We start from the raw sequence: 17,171 nt of genomic DNA on the forward strand, positions 1-17,171 counted from the left end.
CCGTTCTTCAATTGACGCGCCGCGCGCGGTCGGCCCAGTACGGGGCCTGGATGGTCTTGCGCGCCACTTTGCCGTTGGCGTTCTTGGGCAGCGCCGAAACGAACTCGATCATCCGAGGACGCTTGAAACCGCCGAGCCGGTCGGCACAGAAGGCGTCGAGCACGGCCGCATCGGGCGCCTCGCCGGGCTTGAGCACGATGTGCGCGGCGACGGCCTCGCCCCATTTGTCGTCGGGCACCGCAAACACGCAGGCATCCGCGACGGCCGCATGCTGGTAGAGCACCGCCTCGACTTCCGACGGATAGACGTTGAAACCGCCGGTGATCACCATGTCCTTCTTGCGGTCGACGATGTAGATGTAGCCGTCGTCGTCCGCGCGCGCGAGGTCGCCGGTGTGATAGCCGCCGTTCTTCAGCACTTCGGCCGTGAGTTCGGGCGCGCGCCAGTAGCCGGCGAAGATGTCGGGGCCGCTGACCACGATCTCGCCGATCTCGCCGACTGCGACGGGCTGGCCTTCGTCATCGACGATCTCGACGCGTGACTCCAGGAACGGCCGGCCGCAGGACGCGAGCCGATCGGGCCGCGCGGCACGTGCGAACAGATGGTCTTCGACCGAGAGGCCGCACACGCCCGACGTAGTTTCGCCTGCGCCGTAACCTTGCGAAAGAACGGGGCCGAACACGTCCATCGCCTGCAGGATGCGCGCGGGCGCCATCGGCGCCGCGCCATAGCCGAGCCGCTTCAGATCGGGCAGCGGGAGGTACTGGCCCTCGAGGTGCGCGAGCAGCATGTTGATCATCGTCGGCACCATGAAGGTGTGGGCGACGCGGTCGGCGCGCATCTCCGCAAGAAAGCGTCCGGGCTCGAAGCCGTCGAACAGCCGGATGGTCGCGCCGCTGCAAAGCGCCGGCACGAGTTGCATGCCCGAGGCGTGCGTGATGGGACCGACGAGTCCGAGCAGTTCGCCGGGGCGCATGCCGTCGGCGCGCATCAGGAACTTGCGCAGTTGCGCGAGGCGGTTGCCGAAGGTCTGCATGGCCGCCTTCAGCACGCCACTCGAGCCGGAGGTGTAGTGCAGCACGGCCAGTTCGTCGGAGCGCACGCGCACGGCTTCGAACACATCGCTTGCGGCGGCCGATGCAGCCTCGTAGCTGTTCGATGCGCCTTCCGGTTGGTCGATCAACAGAAGACGCGGCGCTGAGATTTTCAGCAAGGGAAGGAATGCTTCGGCCCGCGCGGCGGTGGTCACGATCAGCTCGGCCTCACTGTTTGCGATGACCTCGGCCACTTCGACGGGCGAGAGCCGCGAATTGATCGGCGCCTTCACGAGCGCCGCCTTGTAGCAGGCGAGTTCGAGCTCGACGACCTCGATGCAATTGGGCAGGTACACGCCGACCCGGGCGCCGCGTGCGAGTCCCTGTGCGAGCAGCGCATGGGCCAGGCGGTTGGAACGCCGCTCGAGTGCGTCGTAGGTGATCGATCGCGCCGGGCTCTTGATCGCGATCTGTTTCGAGAACGCGCGGGAGGCGCGAGAGACGAGGCCGCCGACGTTGGCGACCTCGAAGGATGTGGAATTCAAAAGCTATCTCCTGTGCGCCACCTCTGCATTCGGGTGGATTGCCGCCACTATCGCGGCGCAGGCGCTCGAGGAGGAAATACCGTTTGCTGATGCGAAGGCATCAATCTTTCTGATGGCCGGCCGGGAGTTCGGCCTTCCAGATTCCTTCGCCGACCATGCGCTCGATCTCTTGGCGCAGCACATCGATCAGCGCCTGTGCGACCGGATCGACCGCACGGTTCGCGGGCGTCGCGAGCGTGTAGCTGCGCTTGAGTTCGGGCTCGGTCACGCGGGCGCAGATCCAGTGTTCGTTCGTCAATGCCGAGGCGTCGAGCGCGCATCCGGGCGTGAAAGTGAAGCCTGCGCCGGCCTGGTAGAGCGAGCGCAGCACGCGTGCCGAATCGTGTTCGTAGGCCACGTTGAGTTCGATGCCGAGGTTCGATGCGGCGCCTTCGACCTGCTGCCGGATGTTGAAGCGCCGCGACTGCAGCACCAACGGGAGCTGCGCGGCTTTTGCGAAGGCGATGTCACCGATGCCGCGTCGCGTGACCGCCTTGCCGGATGCGGACTTGCGCGGGCGCTTCACCAGCGGCGCCGCCATGCCGCCGACATCGAAGCCGCAGAGAAAGATCGACTCTTCCGCAAGCGGCTCGCACGCCATGCCTTCGAGCGCCGGCGTGTCCACCAGGATGCCGACATCGGCCCGGCGATCGAGCATGACTTTCTTCACCATGAGGCTCAGGTCGTCCAGCACGAAGACGCGCACGAGCGGATGTCGGTCTTTCAGCCGCATCAGCACAGGGCCGAGCAGCAAGGATGAAAGCAGCGAGGGAATTGCCAGCGTGACCGAACCTTCGAGACCGTTCGGCGGCCGCTGGAAGCGCTCTCGCAGCGCAGCCGCATCGGACAGCAGCCGGCGCGCGTCGTGATAGAGCTGCATGCCCGCGGTCGTCGGCGTGACGCCTGCATGCGAGCGTTCGAAGAGCTGGGTGCCGAGTTCGTTTTCGAGCTTTTTTATCTGCGCAGTGAGCGCAGGCTGGGCCACGTAGAGCGAAGCCGCGGCCCGGGAGAGGCTTCCCGCCTCTAGCACTGCGATGAAGTAGCGAAGCGCGCGAAGGTCCATGTGTATTGCCAACGTTTGGGGCAGCCCACAAAGAGGAAACCCCTCGCGGCTCGAAAGCTGCGAGGGGTTTTATCTGGCGGAGTGGACGGGACTCGAACCCGCGACCCCCGGCGTGACAGGCCGGTATTCTAACCAACTGAACTACCACTCCTGGTAGACAACGTTCACTCCTTGCGGAGCCAAGTGCTGACGACTTGTGCCTGCTTCACTTGCATGAAACTGGCGACCCTACGGGGATTCGAACCCCGGTAGCCACCGTGAAAGGGTGGTGTCCTAGGCCTCTAGACGATAGGGTCAAAACCTTAGGAACCGTGCTGCGATCAGCACTTATCTTCTTCTCGACACTTTTGATGGTGGAGGTAAACGGGATCGAACCGATGACCTCTTGCATGCCATGCAAGCGCTCTCCCAGCTGAGCTATACCCCCAATTTGACTTTCAGGTTCTTCTTTTCAGAATTACCTTGTGTCGGTGTCGAGCCTCAAATTATAGACCGAAAAATCAGGCCCTTTTCAAACGCTCCACAACTTTTTCGCGAGAAAAGAGTGCGAGCACCGAATCGAGGGATGGCGTCTGCGGTGTTCCCATCACGAGGACGCGAACCGGCATGGCCAACACGGGCATTTTCACAGAATGCGCGGCCAGAACTTCCTTGATGGCTGCGGCGATCGAAACTTTTTCCCATGGCACGTCCGCGAGCTTCTCGGCCAGCGTCGCGATGACGGGTTTCACCGCATCGGTGACGTGCTGCGCGAGATCGGCTTCGCTCGGCGCCACGTCCGCGTAGAACGCCGTGGCCCAATCGGCCAGCGCGACCGTGGTTTCGCAACGGTCCTTGAAGAGCGCGCAGATGGCGACGAGCCGGTCGTCCGCCTCGATGCCGCGCTTCTTCAGTTGCGCGGCCACGAGCGGCGCGAGTTCCGCATCGGCCTTCGCCTTGATGTACTGCGCGTTCACCCATGCGAGCTTTGCCGCATCCCATTGCGCAGGGCTCTTGGAAAGGTGCGAGCCGTCGAACCAGCTCACCATCTGCTCGCGCGTGAAGAGTTCGTCGTCGCCGTGGCTCCAGCCCAGGCGCGCGAGGTAGTTCAGCATCGCTTCAGGCAGGTAGCCGTTCTCTTCATACGCAGTGACGCTCACGGCGCCGCGGCGCTTCGAGAGCTTCTGCCCGTCGTCGCCCAGGATCACCGGCACATGGCCGAACTGAGGAAGCGGTGCGCCCAGCGCGCGGAAGATGTTGATCTGCCACGGCGTGTTGTTGATGTGCTCGTCGCCGCGGAACACGTGTGTGATGTTCATGTCCCAGTCGTCGACCACCACCGCGAAGTTGTACGTGGGCACACCGTCGGGCCGCAGGATGATGAGGTCGTCGATCTCGCGGTTGTTGATGGTGATCTCGCCCTTGACGAGGTCGTTCCAGGTCACGTCGCCTTCGGGCGGATTGCAGAAGCGCACCACCGGCGGCACGCCTTCGGGCACGGGCGGCAGCACCTTGCCCGGCTCGGGGCGCCAGCGGCGGTCGTACAGTGTCTTCTCGCCGCGCGCGCGTTGTGCCTCGCGCATCTCGTCGAGCTCGGCGGGCGTGCAGTAGCAGTGATAGGCCGTGCCGGCCGCGAGCATCTGCGCGATGACTTCGCGGTAGCGCTCCAGGCGCTGCATCTGGTAGATCGGGCCTTCGTCGTAGTCGAGGCCGAGCCAGTGCATCGAGGCGAGGATCTGGTCGGTCGAGTCCTGCGTGGAGCGGGCCACGTCGGTGTCCTCGATGCGCAGCACGAACTCGCCGCCGTGGTGGCGCGCGTAGGCCCACGAATAGAGCGCGGTGCGGGCCGTGCCCAAGTGAAGGAAGCCGGTGGGAGACGGAGCGATGCGGGTGCGAACTTTGCCGGTCATGAAACTCGATTCAGGAATTCAGGGTGCTCAGGCCGCGCGCGAGGTCGGCCGTGATGTCGTCGATGTATTCGAGGCCGACCGCAACGCGGATCAGTCCCTGGCTGATGCCAGCCGCCTGGCGCTGCACTTCGGCGAGCCGACCGTGCGAGGTCGTGCCCGGGTGCGTGACGATGGTCTTGGTGTCGCCCAGGTTGGTGGCGATGCTCACCACGCGCGTACTGTTGATCACATGGAAGGCATTGGCGCGCGCCGCTTCCGGCGTGTCGCCGATCACGTCGAACGACACCACCGCCCCGCCCTGCCCCGACTGCTGGCGCATTGCGAGCTCATGCTGCCCATGCGAAGCGAGACCGGGGTAATAGACGCGCGCGACGCCCGGCTGTTGCTCTAGCCACTGCGCCACGGCCAATGCATTCGCGCACTGCGCCTTCATGCGGATTCCAAGTGTTTCAAGGCCCTTCAGCACGACCCATGCATTGAACGGCGACAGCGCCATGCCGGCGGTGCGCACGATCGGGCCGAACACATCGACGATGAGCTTCGACGGACCGCAGATCGCGCCCGCCATCACGCGGCCCTGCCCATCGAGGTACTTGGTGCCCGAATGAATGATGAGGTCGGCGCCGAGTTCGGCCGGCCGCTGCAGCACCGGCGTGCAGAAGCAGTTGTCGACCGCAAGCAGCGCGCCCGCACCGTGAGCCAGATCGGCGAGCGCCTGGATGTCGCAGACTTCCGTCAGCGGATTGGTCGGCGTCTCGGCGAACAGCAGCTTGGTGTTCGGCTTGATCGCGGCACGCCACTCGGCCACGTCGGTCTGCGAGACGAAAGTGGTCTCGACGCCGAACTTCGCGAACTCCTTGCCGAACAGGTTCAGCGTCGAGCCGAACACCGAGCGCGAACAGATCACATGGTCGCCGGCCTTCAGCAGGCCCATGCACATCATGAGGATCGCGCCCATGCCGGTGGACGCGCCGATGGCCGCTTCGGTGCCTTCGAGCGCGGCAAGGCGCTGCTCGAAACTGGTCACCGTCGGGTTGGAGGTGCGCGAGTAGGTAAAGCCCTGCTCGGTGCCGGCGAAGCGGCGTGCCGAGGTTTCGGCGTCGGGCTGCACGAAGCCGCTGGTGAGGAACAGCGCTTCGGAATGCTCGCCATGCTGGCTGGGCGCCAGCCCGGTGCGCAGCGCGAGCGTGTCGCGGTGCAGTCCGGGCGGCAGGGTTCGTTCGTCGGTCACTTCAGCTCTCACTCGCTGTGATTGGGGAGCGCGAGGCGCGAAGAATCTTCTTCGGTCTCTTCGATGCGCGGGCGGTTGCCGTTCATGCGCGAGATGGCGTCGGTGTCGATGTCGCCAGTCACGTACACGCCGTCGAAGCACGAGGCGTCGAAGCCGTCGAGCTTGGTGTTCAGCGAGCCGATGGCGCGCTTCATCGCATCGACGTCCTGGTAGATCAGCGCGTCGCAGCCGATCAGTTCGCGGATTTCGTCGACAGTGCGGTCGTGCGCGACCAGCTCGTCCTTGGTCGGCATGTCGATGCCGTAGACGTTGGGGTAGCGCACCGGGGGCGCGGCGCTGGCCAGGTACACCTTGCGGGCACCGGCATCGCGCGCCATCTGGACGATTTCGCGGCTGGTGGTGCCGCGCACGATGGAGTCGTCGACCAGCAGCACGTTGCGGCCCTTGAACTCGCTCGCGATCACGTTGAGCTTCTGGCGCACCGACTTCTTGCGCACGCCCTGCCCCGGCATGATGAAAGTGCGGCCCACATAACGGTTCTTCACGAAGCCTTCGCGGTACGGCACACCCAGCAGATGCGCGAGTTGCGTGGCGCTCGGACGGCTCGATTCGGGGATCGGGATGATCACGTCGATCTGGTTCGGCGGCACGGTCGAGACCACGCGCTTGGCCAGCGTTTCGCCCAGGTTCAGGCGCGCCTGGTAGACCGAGATGCCGTCGAGCACCGAGTCCGGACGCGCGAGATACACAAATTCGAAGATGCACGGGTTCAGCGTGGGCGCCTCGGCGCACTGCATCGAATGGACCTTGCCTTCCAGGTCGATGAACACCGCTTCACCCGGGTTGATGTTGCGCTCGAACACATGGCCCGAGCCCTCGAGCGCGACCGATTCGCTGGCCACCATGACGGTGCCGTCTTTCTCGTTGCGGCCCATGCACAGCGGGCGGATGCCGTACGGATCGCGGAAGGCGAGCAGGCCGTGGCCGGCAATCAGCGAGACCACGGCGTACGAGCCGCGCAGGCGCTTGTGCATGTTCTTGACCGCGGCGAACACTTCGGCCGGATGCAGGGGCACGCCGCGCGATGAGCGCTCCAGTTCGTGCGCGAGCACGTTGAGCAGCACTTCCGAATCGCTCTCGGTGTTGGTGTGGCGATGGTCGGTGGAGAACAGCTCCGAGCGCAGCGCGTGCGCATTGGTGAGGTTGCCGTTGTGCACGAGCACGATGCCGAAGGGCGCGTTCACGTAGAAGGGCTGCGCCTCTTCCTCGCTGTAGGCATTGCCGGCGGTCGGATAGCGGACCTGGCCCAGGCCCACGTTGCCCGGCAGCGCGCGCATGTTGCGGGTGCGGAACACATCGCGCACCATGCCCTTGGCCTTGTGCATGAAGAACTTGCGTTCCAGCAAGGTCACGATGCCGGCCGCGTCCTGGCCGCGATGCTGCAGGAGCAGCAGCGCGTCATAGAGCAACTGGTTGACGGGTGCGTTGCTGACAACGCCGACGATTCCACACATGAGCGATTCCTTCAGGGCAGGTAGCTTGCCAACTTTTCAGGCAGCGCGGGTTTCAGGCCCTGCAATGCCGCATCGAGAACACCGGCACTGAGCGAGTCGCGCCACCAGGCACTGTCGCTCAACACCAGCAAATGAACAATGACTGCCAGCACGAGCAGGGCCACTGCGCCCCGCGCCGCACCGAAGGCAGCTCCCAAAATCCGGTCCACGGGCCGAAGGCCCACCACGGTGATCAGCTTGCGCGTGAGGGCCGCAATGAGCCCCACACCGAACGCCACTCCCACGAACACCAGCACGAAGGCCAACGGATAGCGCCACGTCGCCTGCGGCTCGCCGAACGGCAACCACACCGCCACATCGGAAGCCAGCCACTGGGCCGCGATGAATGCAGCCACCCAGCCCGCCAGCGAAATCACTTCGAACACCAGCCCCCGCATGAGGCCGAACAGCATCGACACCACGATGAGCGTGACAGCGATCCAGTCGAGCAGGGCCACGACAACAGGCGCCCGCGCTTACAACGTGAGGATCGCGGCCGACAAAGACAAGCCCTTGACCTTTTCCGCAGCCTTGTCCGCTTCGGCACGCGATGCGAAGGGGCCGACACGCACACGCGTGCGCTCGCCATCGGCCGTCTTGGCAACGTGAACATAGGTCTTGAGGCCGGCGCGCTCCAGCTTCTGCCGGACTTCGCGCGCCTTGTCCGCATCGGCGAAGGCGCCGACCTGCACGATGAAGCGGCCGGCAGCCTCGTCGGCGGCGGCAGGCTTGGGCGTGGCGCTGATGGGCTTGCCTTCGAGCAAGGCACGGGCGCGTGCACCATCGTCCGCCGAGGCGGCTGGCTTGGGCTCCGGCTTCGGCTTGGCCTCGGGTTTCGGTTCAGGCTTTGGCTTGGGTTCAGGCTTGACTTCGGGCTTGGGTTCCGGCTTTGGCTTGACCTCCGGCTTCGGCTCGGGTTTTGGCTCGGGCTTGGGTTTGGCCTCGGCGGCAGGCGGCGTGCTGGCCACCGGCTTGCCGGAATCGATCACGGTGCCGTCGGCGGTCTCGGTGATCATGCCGCCGGCCGAGGAGACGGCCGCCACGCGGGAACTGCTTTCGGGTGCGGGCGGTGCGCTGCTCGTCGCAGGAGGCGTTGCAGGTGCGGCGGGCACGGGCAGCGGCTTGACCTTGTTGCGGTCCGGAATCTCGATGGGGATGTCGACCGACACGGGACGCGGCTGGGTGTCGAACAGCAGCGGGAATCCGATCACGCCCAGCAGCACCAGCACCGCGGCGCCCAGCAGCCGATGGCGCGCGCGCCGACGCATGGTTTCGACACTTTCCGCAGGGACGGCCGCCGGGGCGCTGCGTCCTTCGTTGCCTTGTGGGCCGCGCGTGCGGAACTTGAAAAACGCCATGAAGTTCGATCCCTGAAGGAGTGCAGCGAGGTGATGCCAGATGGTGCGGAGACCTGTCGGTCAGCCGCCCGGCGACAGGTGTTTGGCTTGCAGCCGGGGGGTGCCGTTTTCGAGCACGCCACCCACGGTGAAGAACGATCCGAAGACCACGATTCTATCAGCGGGGTCTGCGTGCTCGATGGCTGCGCGCAGCGCGTCCATGGGGCCTGCATGCACGCTGGCGGATGCGTCGGTCCGGGTGTTCTGCGCCTGCCAGGCGGCCTGCAGATCAGCCGCCGTGGCGGCCCGCGCGGTCGGCAGGTCGGTGAAGTACCAGCGGTCGATCAGCGGCCCGATGCGCGCGAGGATCGGCGCGAGGTCCTTGTCGGCCATGACGCCGAAGATGCCGTGCGTCGTGGTGAAGAAACCCATCGCATCGAGGTTCTCGGCGAGCGCCGCGACCGCGTGCGCGTTGTGCGCCACATCGAGCACCAGCGCGGGCTCGCCCGGCACGATCTGGAAGCGGCCCGGCAACTCGACCATTGCCAGCCCATTGCGCACCGCCTGCGCGGTGATCGGCAACTGCGGACGCAGCGCCTCGAGCGCGGCGAGCACGCCCGCGGCATTGATGAGCTGGTTGGCGCCGCGCAGCGCCGGATAGGCCAGCCCGCTGTAGCGCCGCCCGCGGCCCGACCAGCCCCACTGCTGCTTGTCGCCCGACACGTTGAAGTCGGTCCCGAAGCGCCAGAGGTCGGCGCCGATGGCGTTCGCGTGGTCGATCACGCTCTGCGGCGGCATCGGATCGCTCACGATGGCCGGCTTGCCGGCGCGCAGGACGCCGGCCTTCTCGAAGCCGATGCTTTCGCGGTCGGGGCCGAGGTAATCCATGTGGTCCAGGTCGATGCTGGTGATGACCGCGCAGTCCGCATCGATGATGTTGACCGCGTCGAGCCGGCCACCGAGCCCGACTTCGAGGATCGCCACATCGGGCTTTTCCTCGATCATCCGGTGCAGGATGCCGAGGGTGGTGAACTCGAAGTAGGTCAGCGCCATGTCGCCACGCGCCTTTTCCACCACTTCGAAGCTTGCTATCAGTTTGGAAGCATCGACCGATTCGCCCTTCAGGCGCAGCCGCTCCTCGAAACGCACAAGGTGCGGGGAGGTGAACACGGCGGTGCGGTAGCCGGCGTGCGTCAAGATCGATTCGAGCATGGAGCAGGTCGAGCCCTTGCCGTTGGTGCCCGCCACCGTGATGACGGGGCAGTCGAATTTCAGCCCGAGGCGCCCGGCCATCTCCTTGGCGCGGTCGAGGCCCAGTTCGATGTTCTTGGGATGGAGTTGCTCGGCGCGCGCGAGCCAGTCGTTAAGGGTTTCCATGGAGGCCGGCATTGTCGCCGACCCGCCGGGCGCGGCATCATGGCGGCCATGACAACCCTATACGGCATCCCGAACTGCGACACCGTCAAGCGCGCCCGCGCCTGGCTCGACGAACACAACGCGGCCTACACCTTCCACGATTTCAAGAAACAGGGCGTGCCCGAGGCAGAGCTCGACCAGTGGCTGAAGCAGCCCGGCTGGGAGGCGCTGGTCAACCGCCGCGGCACCACCTGGCGCAAGCTGGACGAAGCCACCCAGAACAGCGTGGTCGATGCCGCCTCGGCCCGCGCCGTGCTGCTGGCCAACCCGAGCCTGATCAAGCGGCCGGTGGTCAACTGGGGCCCGAAAACCGGCGTTACGACAGGATTCGACGCCGAAAACTGGGCTGTGAACGCCTTGTAAACCCTGGAACCCCGCCTCGCCGGCCGGCCTCCAAACCCGATCTGCAGGAGAGAACACCATGAACAGACACGTTTTTCGCACCCTCGCGGGGCTTTCGGTGGCCGGGCTTTTGACGACGGGCGCAGGCATCGCGCAGGCCCAGCAAGTGGTCCAGGCCCGGGTGATTTCGGCCACGCCGATCCGCGAAACGACCGGCAGCGACGTCAGCTACAACGTCACCTACGAATACCAGGGCCGCCAGTACACGACCCGCACCACCAGCCGGCCGGGCGCGACCATCCCGGTCCAGGCCAGTGCCTACGGCGTGACCACTTCGGGTGCGACCACCGCGCCCGTGCAGCCGCAATCGCAGTTGCAGCCCTATCCAGTCGAGGCGAACAACAACGGCCAGCCATACCAGCAGCAGTATCAGTATCAGCAAGACCCGCAGTCGCAGCAGCAATACCAGAGCCAGGGCAGCGGCTCGCCCTGGGACAGCGTCGTGCCCGAACCCGGCGTGGTGGTGTCCAACGCGCCCGCGCCGGTCTACGTGCAGCCGGCGCCGGTGTATGCGCCGCCCGTGTACGTGCAGCCCGCCTACACCTACCCGTACGCACAGCCCTACGTGTACCCGCCGGTGGGCATCTCGCTGAACCTGGGCTATTCGCGCGGCTGGGGTGGCGGCTACTACGGCCGGGGCTACGGGTATCGCGGCTACGGCGGTTACCGCGGCGGCTGGCACCGCTGAGAAGGTGTGAGCGGGTGGGGGCCGGACGAGCCCCTAAAATCGAGGACTTTTCCAACCCCTGAGGGGTGCGCCGCCTGCGCGGTGCGTCCTCGACAAGCCGACCGCCCGCGCGCCGGCGCCACCCAATGACGACGACTACCGACACTCTGAACAGCGCCGCAGTGGCCACCAAGGCCAATGTGTACTTCGACGGCAAATGCGTGAGCCACAGCCTCACGCTCGCGGACGGCACCAAGAAATCGGTCGGCGTGATCCTGCCGTCCACCCTCACCTTCAACACCGGCGCGGCTGAAATCATGGAAGGCACCGCCGGCAGCTGCGAATACCTGCTCGCAGGCACCAGCGAATGGGTCGCCTCCGGTCCGGGCCAGAAGTTCAACGTGCCGGCCAATTCCAGCTTCCAGATCCGGGTGACCGGCGAGCCCTACAGCTACATCTGCCACTTCGGCTGAACCGGGACCTGACATGTCGACCATTCTCCAAAACGTTCCCGCCGGCCAGAAGGTCGGCATCGCCTTTTCCGGCGGCCTGGACACCAGCGCCGCGCTGCACTGGATGCGCAACAAGGGCGCGATCCCCTACGCCTACACCGCCAACCTCGGCCAGCCCGACGAGCCCGACTACGACGAGATTCCGCGCAAGGCGATGCTCTACGGTGCCGAGAACGCCCGCCTGATCGACTGCCGTGCACAGCTCGCCAATGAAGGCATCGCCGCGCTGCAGGCCGGCGCCTTCCACGTCACGACCGCTGGCGTCACCTACTTCAACACCACGCCGCTCGGCCGCGCGGTGACCGGCACCATGCTGGTGTCGGCCATGAAGGAAGACGACGTCAACATCTGGGGCGACGGCAGCACCTACAAGGGCAACGACATCGAGCGCTTCTACCGCTACGGCCTGCTCACCAACCCCGCGCTCAAGATCTACAAGCCATGGCTCGACCAGGTCTTCATCGACGAGCTCGGCGGCCGCAAGGAGATGTCGGAGTTCATGCAAAAGGCCGGCTTCGCCTACAAGATGTCGTCCGAAAAGGCCTACTCGACCGACTCGAACATGCTGGGCGCCACGCACGAGGCCAAAGACCTCGAACACCTGAACAGCGGCATGCAGATCGTGCAGCCCATCATGGGCGTCGCGTTCTGGAAGGACGAGGTCGAGGTCAAGCGCGAGACTGTCTCGGTGCGCTTCGAAGAAGGCGTGCCCGTCGCGCTGAACGGCGTGGCCTACCCGAACATGGTCGAGCTGATCCTGGAAGCCAACCGCATCGGCGGGCGCCACGGCCTGGGCATGAGCGACCAGATCGAGAACCGCATCATCGAGGCCAAGAGCCGCGGCATCTACGAGGCTCCGGGCCTCGCGCTGCTGTTCATCGCCTACGAGCGCCTGGTCACCGGCATCCACAACGAAGACACGATCGAGCAGTACCGCGACCACGGCCGCAAGCTCGGCCGCCTGCTCTACCAGGGCCGCTGGTTCGACCCGCAGGCGATCATGCTGCGCGAAACGGCCCAGCGCTGGGTGGCGCGCGCCATCACCGGCGAAGTGACGGTCGAGCTGCGCCGCGGCAACGACTACTCGATCCTGAACACCGAGTCGCCGAACCTCACCTACAAGCCCGAGCGCTTGAGCATGGAAAAGGTCGAAGGCGCCTTCACGCCGCTGGACCGCATCGGCCAGCTGACGATGCGCAACCTGGACATCATCGACACGCGCGAGAAGCTGGCGATCTACACCCGCACCGGGCTGCTGTCGTCGAGCCAGGGCGCATCGCTGCCCAAGCTCGCGAACGACGACGAGAGCGGCACCAAGTAAGCCGAACGCGCTTCAATGACGAACGGGCCCGATGGGCCCGTTTTTCTTTGGTGCGCCGCTGTGTCGATCAGTCGCCGCCGCCTCCGCCGCAGCCACCTCCGCAACCGCTACCCCCATCGCCTCCAGAGTCCCCGCCTCCGCCATCGCTGCTGCCGCTGCTCGATTCACTGCCACCGAATCCACCGGCATCGCCCGAGCTTCCGCCATCCGACGAAGACTCGCCGAATTCGCTGCCGCACTGCGAGGTCGAGCCGTTGTGCCGGTCGACCGCCTTGCAATCGGGCACGTACGCGAAGCCGCCGGGAATCGCGAACTTGATGTCCAGCGCAAACAGCAGCGGCAGGCGCGCGGGCTTGCGCGGATCGATGCTCTCTTCCTTGCACGACCAGTACCAGGTGCGGCGCAGGCCGTCGTTGCGCTTGGGGTCCTTGCCCAGCACCTCGGCCGGGCTGTGGTGCAGCATGCCGCCGAAGGCCGCCTTGCACCAGTTCTGGTAGCCCTGCGTGTGCAGGATGAATTCGTGCCAGGCGGTGTCGACCACCTTCGAAGGCATGGCGACGAACTTGCGGTCGCTGCGCAGGTGCGCCATGAAGAACTGGCGCAGGCCCCGCAGCACCAGCTCAGCGTCGCGGCGGCTCAGTTGCGGATGGGCTTCGCGCAGCTTGCCGATCAGAAAGGGCGGCAGTCGCGCTTCACGAATGAACTGACGGCGCAGGCTCACTTCGATGCGGCTCAGGAGCGCCGCGAAACAGAAGGCTGCGATGAACAGCAGCGCCGATCCCCACCAGCGCGCCGGCACCAGGAACACCGAGGCAATGCCAGCCACGATGACGATCCGCTGCGCCCACACCAGCGCGGCGATGCGCCGGCGGTAGTTCAGGTGCAGGAAGTCGAGATCCATTGATTACTTCATCAGACCACCACCGGCTCGGGCTCCAGCCGGATGCCGAAGCGCTCGTACACGCTGGTCTGGATCGCCTTGGCCAGCGTCATCACCTCGCCGCCGGTCACCGGGTTCTCGCTGCCGCCGCGGTTGACCAGCACCAGCGCCTGCCGCTCGTACACGCCGGCATTGCCGACCGACTTGCCCTTCCAGCCGCAGGCGTCGATGAGCCAGCCGGCCGCCAGCTTGATGCTGCCATCGGCCATCGGGTAGTGAACGATCTTGGGATCGCGCGCGATGATGTCGGCGCACTGCTCGGGCGTGACGGTCGGGTTCTTGAAGAAGCTGCCGGCATTGCCCAGCACGCGCCAGTCGGGCAGCTTGGCGCGGCGGATGGCGCAGACCCAATCGAAGATGTCGACGGCGCTCGGCGTGAAGTTGCCGGTTTCTTCCATCTTGCGTTCGAGATCGAGGTAGCCGACCACCGCCTTCCAGGGCTTGGGCAGCCGGAAGCGCACCCGGGTGATGAGCGCCCGGCCCGCAAGGCCGAAGTCGTTCGGGCCGCTGCGCACGTGCTTGAACACCGAATCGCGGTAGCCGAAGGCGCATTGGGCGGCATCGAGCGTGAAGCTGCGGCCGGTGTCCAGGTCGATGGCGTCGAGCGATTCGAAGCGATCCTGCAGCTCGACGCCGTAGGCGCCGATGTTCTGCACGGGCGAGCCGCCCACGGTGCCCGGAATGAGCGCGAGATTCTCGAGGCCCGGGTAGCCGTTGCGCACCATCCATTCGACCGCGTCGTGCCAGATTTCGCCCGCGCCGGCTTCCACGATCCAGGCCCGGGGCGTCTCTTCGACCAGCCGCAGACCCTTGATTTCCACCTTGAGCACCAGCGGCTTGACGTCGCCGGTCAGCACGATGTTGCTGCCGCCGCCCAGCACGAAACGGGGGGCGCCCTGCCAGTCGGGGCCGGCCAGAAGCTCGGCGATATCGGCCTCGTCCGTGATGCGCGCCAGGCGCTGCGCGCGCGCGACGATGCCGAAACTGTTGTACGGCTGCAGGGGGACGTTGTGCTCCACGATCATGGGAGAATTGTCGCATTCAGCACCCGCAAGAATTCAGGAGAGCCCATGCCGTCTTTCGACACCGTCTGCGAGCCCAATCTGCCCGAAGTGAAGAACGCAGTCGAGAACACCGCCAAGGAAATCGCGACGCGCTTCGACTTCAAGGGCACCGCCGCCGCCGTCGACCTCAAGGACAAGGAAATCACCATGATCGGTGACGCCGAGTTCCAGCTCGTGCAGGTCGAGGACATCCTTCGCAGCAAGCTCACCAAGCGCAGCGTCGACGTGCGCTTCCTCGACAAGGGCGATGTCCAGAAGATGGGCGGCGACAAGGTCAAGCAGGTCATCAAGGTCAAGAGCGGCATCGAGAGCGAGCAGGCCAAGAAAATCACCCGCATCGTCAAGGACAGCAAACTCAAGGTGCAGGCCGCGATCCAGGGCGACGCGGTGCGGATCACCGGCGCCAAGCGCGACGACCTTCAGGCCGCCATGGCGCTGATCAAGAAGGACGTGCCGGACATGCCCCTGTCGTTCAACAACTTCCGCGACTGATCTCCTCATGAAACCCCTCGCCCTTGCGACGGCAGCGTGTCTTCTGGCTGCCGTTGCGGCGGCGTACGCTGCAAGCTCGGTGATGCTCACCGGCACCATCGGCAGCCGCGCGATCCTGATCGTGAACGGCGCACCGCCCAAGACGGTCGCGGTCGGCGAGAGTTTTCAGGGGGTCAAGCTCGTGTCGCTGCAGGCCGAGCAGGCGGTGGTCGAGCTCGAAGGCAAGCGCGTCAACCTGCGCATGGACACGCCGGTGAGCATCGGCGGGGGCGGCGGTTCAGGCGGTGGCGGCAACCGCATCGTGCTGCCGGCCGACAGCCGCGGCCACTACATGACGCAGGGGGCCATCAACGGCCGCGCCGTCACGTTCATGCTAGACACCGGCGCCACATCGATCGCGCTCTCGGCCGCCGATGCAGAGCGCATTGGCCTGGACTACAGCAAAGGCCAGCGCATCCAGATCAACACCGCCAATGGTGTGTCGCAGGGCTACAAGCTGCGGCTGCAGTCGGTGCGCGTGGGCGATGTGGAGGTGTACGACATCGATGCGGTCGTGTCGCCGCAGCCGATGCCGTTCGTGCTGCTGGGCAACAGCTTCATCAACCGCTTCTCCATGCGCCGCGACGCGGACCAGATGGTCCTGGAAAAGCGGTACTGAAATTGCGCGTCAGGCCTGTGCGGCCGTAACGACGATCTCGATCTTGTAGGCCGCATTGGCCATCTTGGCCTGCACCGTCGCGCGCGGCGGCGTGTTGCCGGCCGGAATCCACGCATCCCACACCTCGTTCATGGCCGTGATGTCGGTGATGTCGGCCAGGAAGATCTGCGTCATGAGGATGCGCGACTTGTCGCTGCCGGCCTCGGCCAGCAGGCGGTCGACCATGGCGAGCACCTGCGCGGTCTGGCCGCGGATGTCCTGCGTGGTGTCGTCGGGCACCTGGCCGGCGAGGTAGATGGTGCCGTTGTGCACGGCCGTCTCCGAGAGACGCGGGCCGACGTGAAAGCGGGTGATGTTTGCCATGGTGTTCTTCAAGCCTTTTTCTTCGAGCCGAGTTTCGACTCCGTGCCGGCCGCGAGCCGGCGGATGTTTTCGCGGTGCCGCCAGACCAGCAGCAGACTCATGATGATGATCGCGATCAGCACCGTGCGGTCGAGCGGCCACACGATGTTGCCGCCCAGGAGGTAATAGGCCGGCGCAAAGAAGGCCGCCACCAGCGACGACAGCGACGAATAACGGAAGAAGACCGCGATGATCAGCCAGGTGGCGCCGGTCGCGAGCCCCAGCCAGGGCGCGATGCCCACCAGCACGCCCGCCGCGGTCGCCACACCCTTGCCGCCCTGGAAGCCGAAGAACACCGGGTACAGGTGGCCCAGAAAGGCAGCAAGGCCCGCCACGGCGGCCACACCATCGCCCAGGCCCCACTGCGCGCCGTAGTGGCGAATCAAGAACACCGGCAGCCAGCCCTTGACCGCATCGAGCACCAGCGTGGCCAGCGCCGCGCCCTTGTTGCCCGAACGCAGCACGTTGGTGGCGCCAGGGTTGCCGCTGCCGTAGCTGCGCGGATCGGCCATGCCGAGCGACTTGCTCACGATGACCGCGAACGACAGCGAGCCGATCAGGTACGACGCCACGATGGCAATGAGGGAAGGCAGGTGAAAGCTCAAG

The 17,171-nt window shown here is 65.8% G+C and carries 18 protein-coding genes and 3 tRNA genes; 6 read left to right on the forward strand and 15 right to left on the reverse strand.

What is annotated here, in order from left to right; all coding sequences use genetic code 11:
- Positions 1-7: 7 nt before the first annotated feature.
- The 11 genes from QF040_RS14955 to folC all read right to left on the reverse strand — a co-directional run bounded on the left by QF040_RS14955 (position 8) and on the right by folC (position 10,080).
- Positions 8-1,579 (reverse strand): AMP-binding protein, encoded by a 1,572-nt coding sequence (locus QF040_RS14955; RefSeq protein WP_429611695.1) that lies wholly within the window; start codon positions 1,577-1,579, stop codon positions 8-10.
- A gap of 100 nt (positions 1,580-1,679) precedes the next feature.
- Entirely contained in the window at positions 1,680-2,681 is a 1,002-nt protein-coding gene (locus QF040_RS14960) for a LysR family transcriptional regulator (protein WP_429611696.1), read from the reverse strand.
- A 74-nt stretch (positions 2,682-2,755) separates the two neighbouring features.
- A tRNA-Asp gene (locus QF040_RS14965) sits at positions 2,756-2,832 on the reverse strand.
- Between the two features lie 69 nt (positions 2,833-2,901).
- A tRNA-Glu gene (locus tag QF040_RS14970) sits at positions 2,902-2,977 on the reverse strand.
- A gap of 55 nt (positions 2,978-3,032) precedes the next feature.
- Positions 3,033-3,108: transfer RNA gene (locus tag QF040_RS14975), tRNA-Ala, on the reverse strand.
- Between the two features lie 73 nt (positions 3,109-3,181).
- A complete protein-coding gene (gene gltX / locus QF040_RS14980; RefSeq protein ID WP_429611697.1) occupies positions 3,182-4,570 on the reverse strand; it encodes a glutamate--tRNA ligase in 1,389 nt (462 codons plus the stop codon).
- Between the two features lie 10 nt (positions 4,571-4,580).
- Positions 4,581-5,801, reverse strand: a complete 1,221-nt coding sequence (locus tag QF040_RS14985) for an O-succinylhomoserine sulfhydrylase (RefSeq protein WP_429611698.1) — start codon at positions 5,799-5,801, stop codon at positions 4,581-4,583.
- 8 nt (positions 5,802-5,809) lie between these two features.
- Entirely contained in the window at positions 5,810-7,315 is a 1,506-nt protein-coding gene (purF, locus tag QF040_RS14990) for an amidophosphoribosyltransferase (RefSeq protein ID WP_306882804.1), read from the reverse strand.
- An 11-nt stretch (positions 7,316-7,326) separates the two neighbouring features.
- Positions 7,327-7,812 (reverse strand): CvpA family protein, encoded by a 486-nt coding sequence (locus tag QF040_RS14995; protein ID WP_429611699.1) that lies wholly within the window; start codon positions 7,810-7,812, stop codon positions 7,327-7,329.
- An 18-nt stretch (positions 7,813-7,830) separates the two neighbouring features.
- Positions 7,831-8,712 carry an SPOR domain-containing protein gene (locus tag QF040_RS15000; protein ID WP_429611700.1) on the reverse strand — a complete coding sequence of 294 codons (882 nt, stop codon included), beginning with the start codon at positions 8,710-8,712 and terminating at the stop codon, positions 7,831-7,833.
- 60 nt (positions 8,713-8,772) lie between these two features.
- Complete coding sequence (gene folC, locus QF040_RS15005) at positions 8,773-10,080, reverse strand: bifunctional tetrahydrofolate synthase/dihydrofolate synthase (RefSeq protein ID WP_429611701.1); 1,308 nt, start codon at positions 10,078-10,080, stop codon at positions 8,773-8,775.
- Between the two features lie 36 nt (positions 10,081-10,116).
- Between folC and QF040_RS15010 the strand changes: the two genes are divergently transcribed.
- The 4 genes from QF040_RS15010 to argG all read left to right on the forward strand — a co-directional run bounded on the left by QF040_RS15010 (position 10,117) and on the right by argG (position 13,009).
- Entirely contained in the window at positions 10,117-10,470 is a 354-nt protein-coding gene (locus tag QF040_RS15010) for an ArsC family reductase (protein WP_429611702.1), read from the forward strand.
- 58 nt (positions 10,471-10,528) lie between these two features.
- Complete coding sequence (locus QF040_RS15015) at positions 10,529-11,197, forward strand: hypothetical protein (RefSeq protein WP_429611703.1); 669 nt, start codon at positions 10,529-10,531, stop codon at positions 11,195-11,197.
- 125 nt (positions 11,198-11,322) lie between these two features.
- Positions 11,323-11,649: a pyrimidine/purine nucleoside phosphorylase gene (locus QF040_RS15020; protein WP_429611704.1), complete on the forward strand. Its 327-nt coding sequence runs from the start codon at positions 11,323-11,325 to the stop codon at positions 11,647-11,649.
- A gap of 13 nt (positions 11,650-11,662) precedes the next feature.
- Complete coding sequence (argG, locus tag QF040_RS15025; protein WP_429611705.1) at positions 11,663-13,009, forward strand: argininosuccinate synthase; 1,347 nt, start codon at positions 11,663-11,665, stop codon at positions 13,007-13,009.
- Positions 13,010-13,076: 67 nt separating this feature from the next.
- On the opposite strand, the gene QF040_RS15030 is transcribed toward argG, so the two are convergent.
- Together QF040_RS15030 and murB are read right to left on the reverse strand one after the other, a co-directional pair.
- A complete protein-coding gene (locus tag QF040_RS15030) occupies positions 13,077-13,910 on the reverse strand; it encodes a glycine-rich domain-containing protein (protein ID WP_429611706.1) in 834 nt (277 codons plus the stop codon).
- An 11-nt stretch (positions 13,911-13,921) separates the two neighbouring features.
- On the reverse strand, positions 13,922-14,974 hold the full coding sequence (gene murB, locus QF040_RS15035) for a UDP-N-acetylmuramate dehydrogenase (protein WP_429611707.1): 1,053 nt from the start codon (positions 14,972-14,974) through the stop codon (positions 13,922-13,924).
- A 45-nt stretch (positions 14,975-15,019) separates the two neighbouring features.
- Between murB and QF040_RS15040 the strand changes: the two genes are divergently transcribed.
- Together QF040_RS15040 and QF040_RS15045 are read left to right on the forward strand one after the other, a co-directional pair.
- Positions 15,020-15,505, forward strand: coding sequence for a YajQ family cyclic di-GMP-binding protein (locus tag QF040_RS15040; protein WP_013542743.1), 486 nt, complete (start codon positions 15,020-15,022; stop codon positions 15,503-15,505).
- A gap of 7 nt (positions 15,506-15,512) precedes the next feature.
- Positions 15,513-16,163, forward strand: coding sequence for a retropepsin-like aspartic protease family protein (locus tag QF040_RS15045; RefSeq protein ID WP_429611708.1), 651 nt, complete (start codon positions 15,513-15,515; stop codon positions 16,161-16,163).
- 9 nt (positions 16,164-16,172) lie between these two features.
- Here the strand turns inward: QF040_RS15045 and QF040_RS15050 are convergent, their stop codons facing one another.
- Complete coding sequence (locus QF040_RS15050) at positions 16,173-16,526, reverse strand: RidA family protein (protein WP_093239442.1); 354 nt, start codon at positions 16,524-16,526, stop codon at positions 16,173-16,175.
- Between the two features lie 8 nt (positions 16,527-16,534).
- Complete coding sequence (gene plsY, locus QF040_RS15055; protein WP_429611709.1) at positions 16,535-17,170, reverse strand: glycerol-3-phosphate 1-O-acyltransferase PlsY; 636 nt, start codon at positions 17,168-17,170, stop codon at positions 16,535-16,537.
- Position 17,171 lies beyond the last annotated feature (1 nt).

The organism is Variovorax sp. W2I14, assembly GCF_050435205.1.
Lineage (GTDB): Bacteria > Pseudomonadota > Gammaproteobacteria > Burkholderiales > Burkholderiaceae_C > Variovorax > Variovorax paradoxus_C.

Excerpts from the sequence above, each read along its gene's own strand:
- QF040_RS14960 (WP_429611696.1), bottom strand. The coding sequence starts at position 2,681 with ATGGACCTTCGCGCGCTTCGCTACTTCATCGCAGTGCTAGAGGCGGGA.
- gltX (WP_429611697.1), bottom strand. The coding sequence starts at position 4,570 with ATGACCGGCAAAGTTCGCACCCGCATCGCTCCGTCTCCCACCGGCTTC.
- purF (WP_306882804.1), bottom strand. The coding sequence starts at position 7,315 with ATGTGTGGAATCGTCGGCGTTGTCAGCAACGCACCCGTCAACCAGTTG.
- QF040_RS15000 (WP_429611700.1), bottom strand. The coding sequence starts at position 8,712 with ATGGCGTTTTTCAAGTTCCGCACGCGCGGCCCACAAGGCAACGAAGGA.
- folC (WP_429611701.1), bottom strand. The coding sequence starts at position 10,080 with ATGCCGGCCTCCATGGAAACCCTTAACGACTGGCTCGCGCGCGCCGAG.
- QF040_RS15010 (WP_429611702.1), top strand. The coding sequence starts at position 10,117 with ATGACAACCCTATACGGCATCCCGAACTGCGACACCGTCAAGCGCGCC.
- QF040_RS15015 (WP_429611703.1), top strand. The coding sequence starts at position 10,529 with ATGAACAGACACGTTTTTCGCACCCTCGCGGGGCTTTCGGTGGCCGGG.
- QF040_RS15020 (WP_429611704.1), top strand. The coding sequence starts at position 11,323 with ATGACGACGACTACCGACACTCTGAACAGCGCCGCAGTGGCCACCAAG.
- argG (WP_429611705.1), top strand. The coding sequence starts at position 11,663 with ATGTCGACCATTCTCCAAAACGTTCCCGCCGGCCAGAAGGTCGGCATC.
- QF040_RS15030 (WP_429611706.1), bottom strand. The coding sequence starts at position 13,910 with ATGGATCTCGACTTCCTGCACCTGAACTACCGCCGGCGCATCGCCGCG.
- murB (WP_429611707.1), bottom strand. The coding sequence starts at position 14,974 with ATGATCGTGGAGCACAACGTCCCCCTGCAGCCGTACAACAGTTTCGGC.
- QF040_RS15040 (WP_013542743.1), top strand. The coding sequence starts at position 15,020 with ATGCCGTCTTTCGACACCGTCTGCGAGCCCAATCTGCCCGAAGTGAAG.
- QF040_RS15045 (WP_429611708.1), top strand. The coding sequence starts at position 15,513 with ATGAAACCCCTCGCCCTTGCGACGGCAGCGTGTCTTCTGGCTGCCGTT.
- QF040_RS15050 (WP_093239442.1), bottom strand. The coding sequence starts at position 16,526 with ATGGCAAACATCACCCGCTTTCACGTCGGCCCGCGTCTCTCGGAGACG.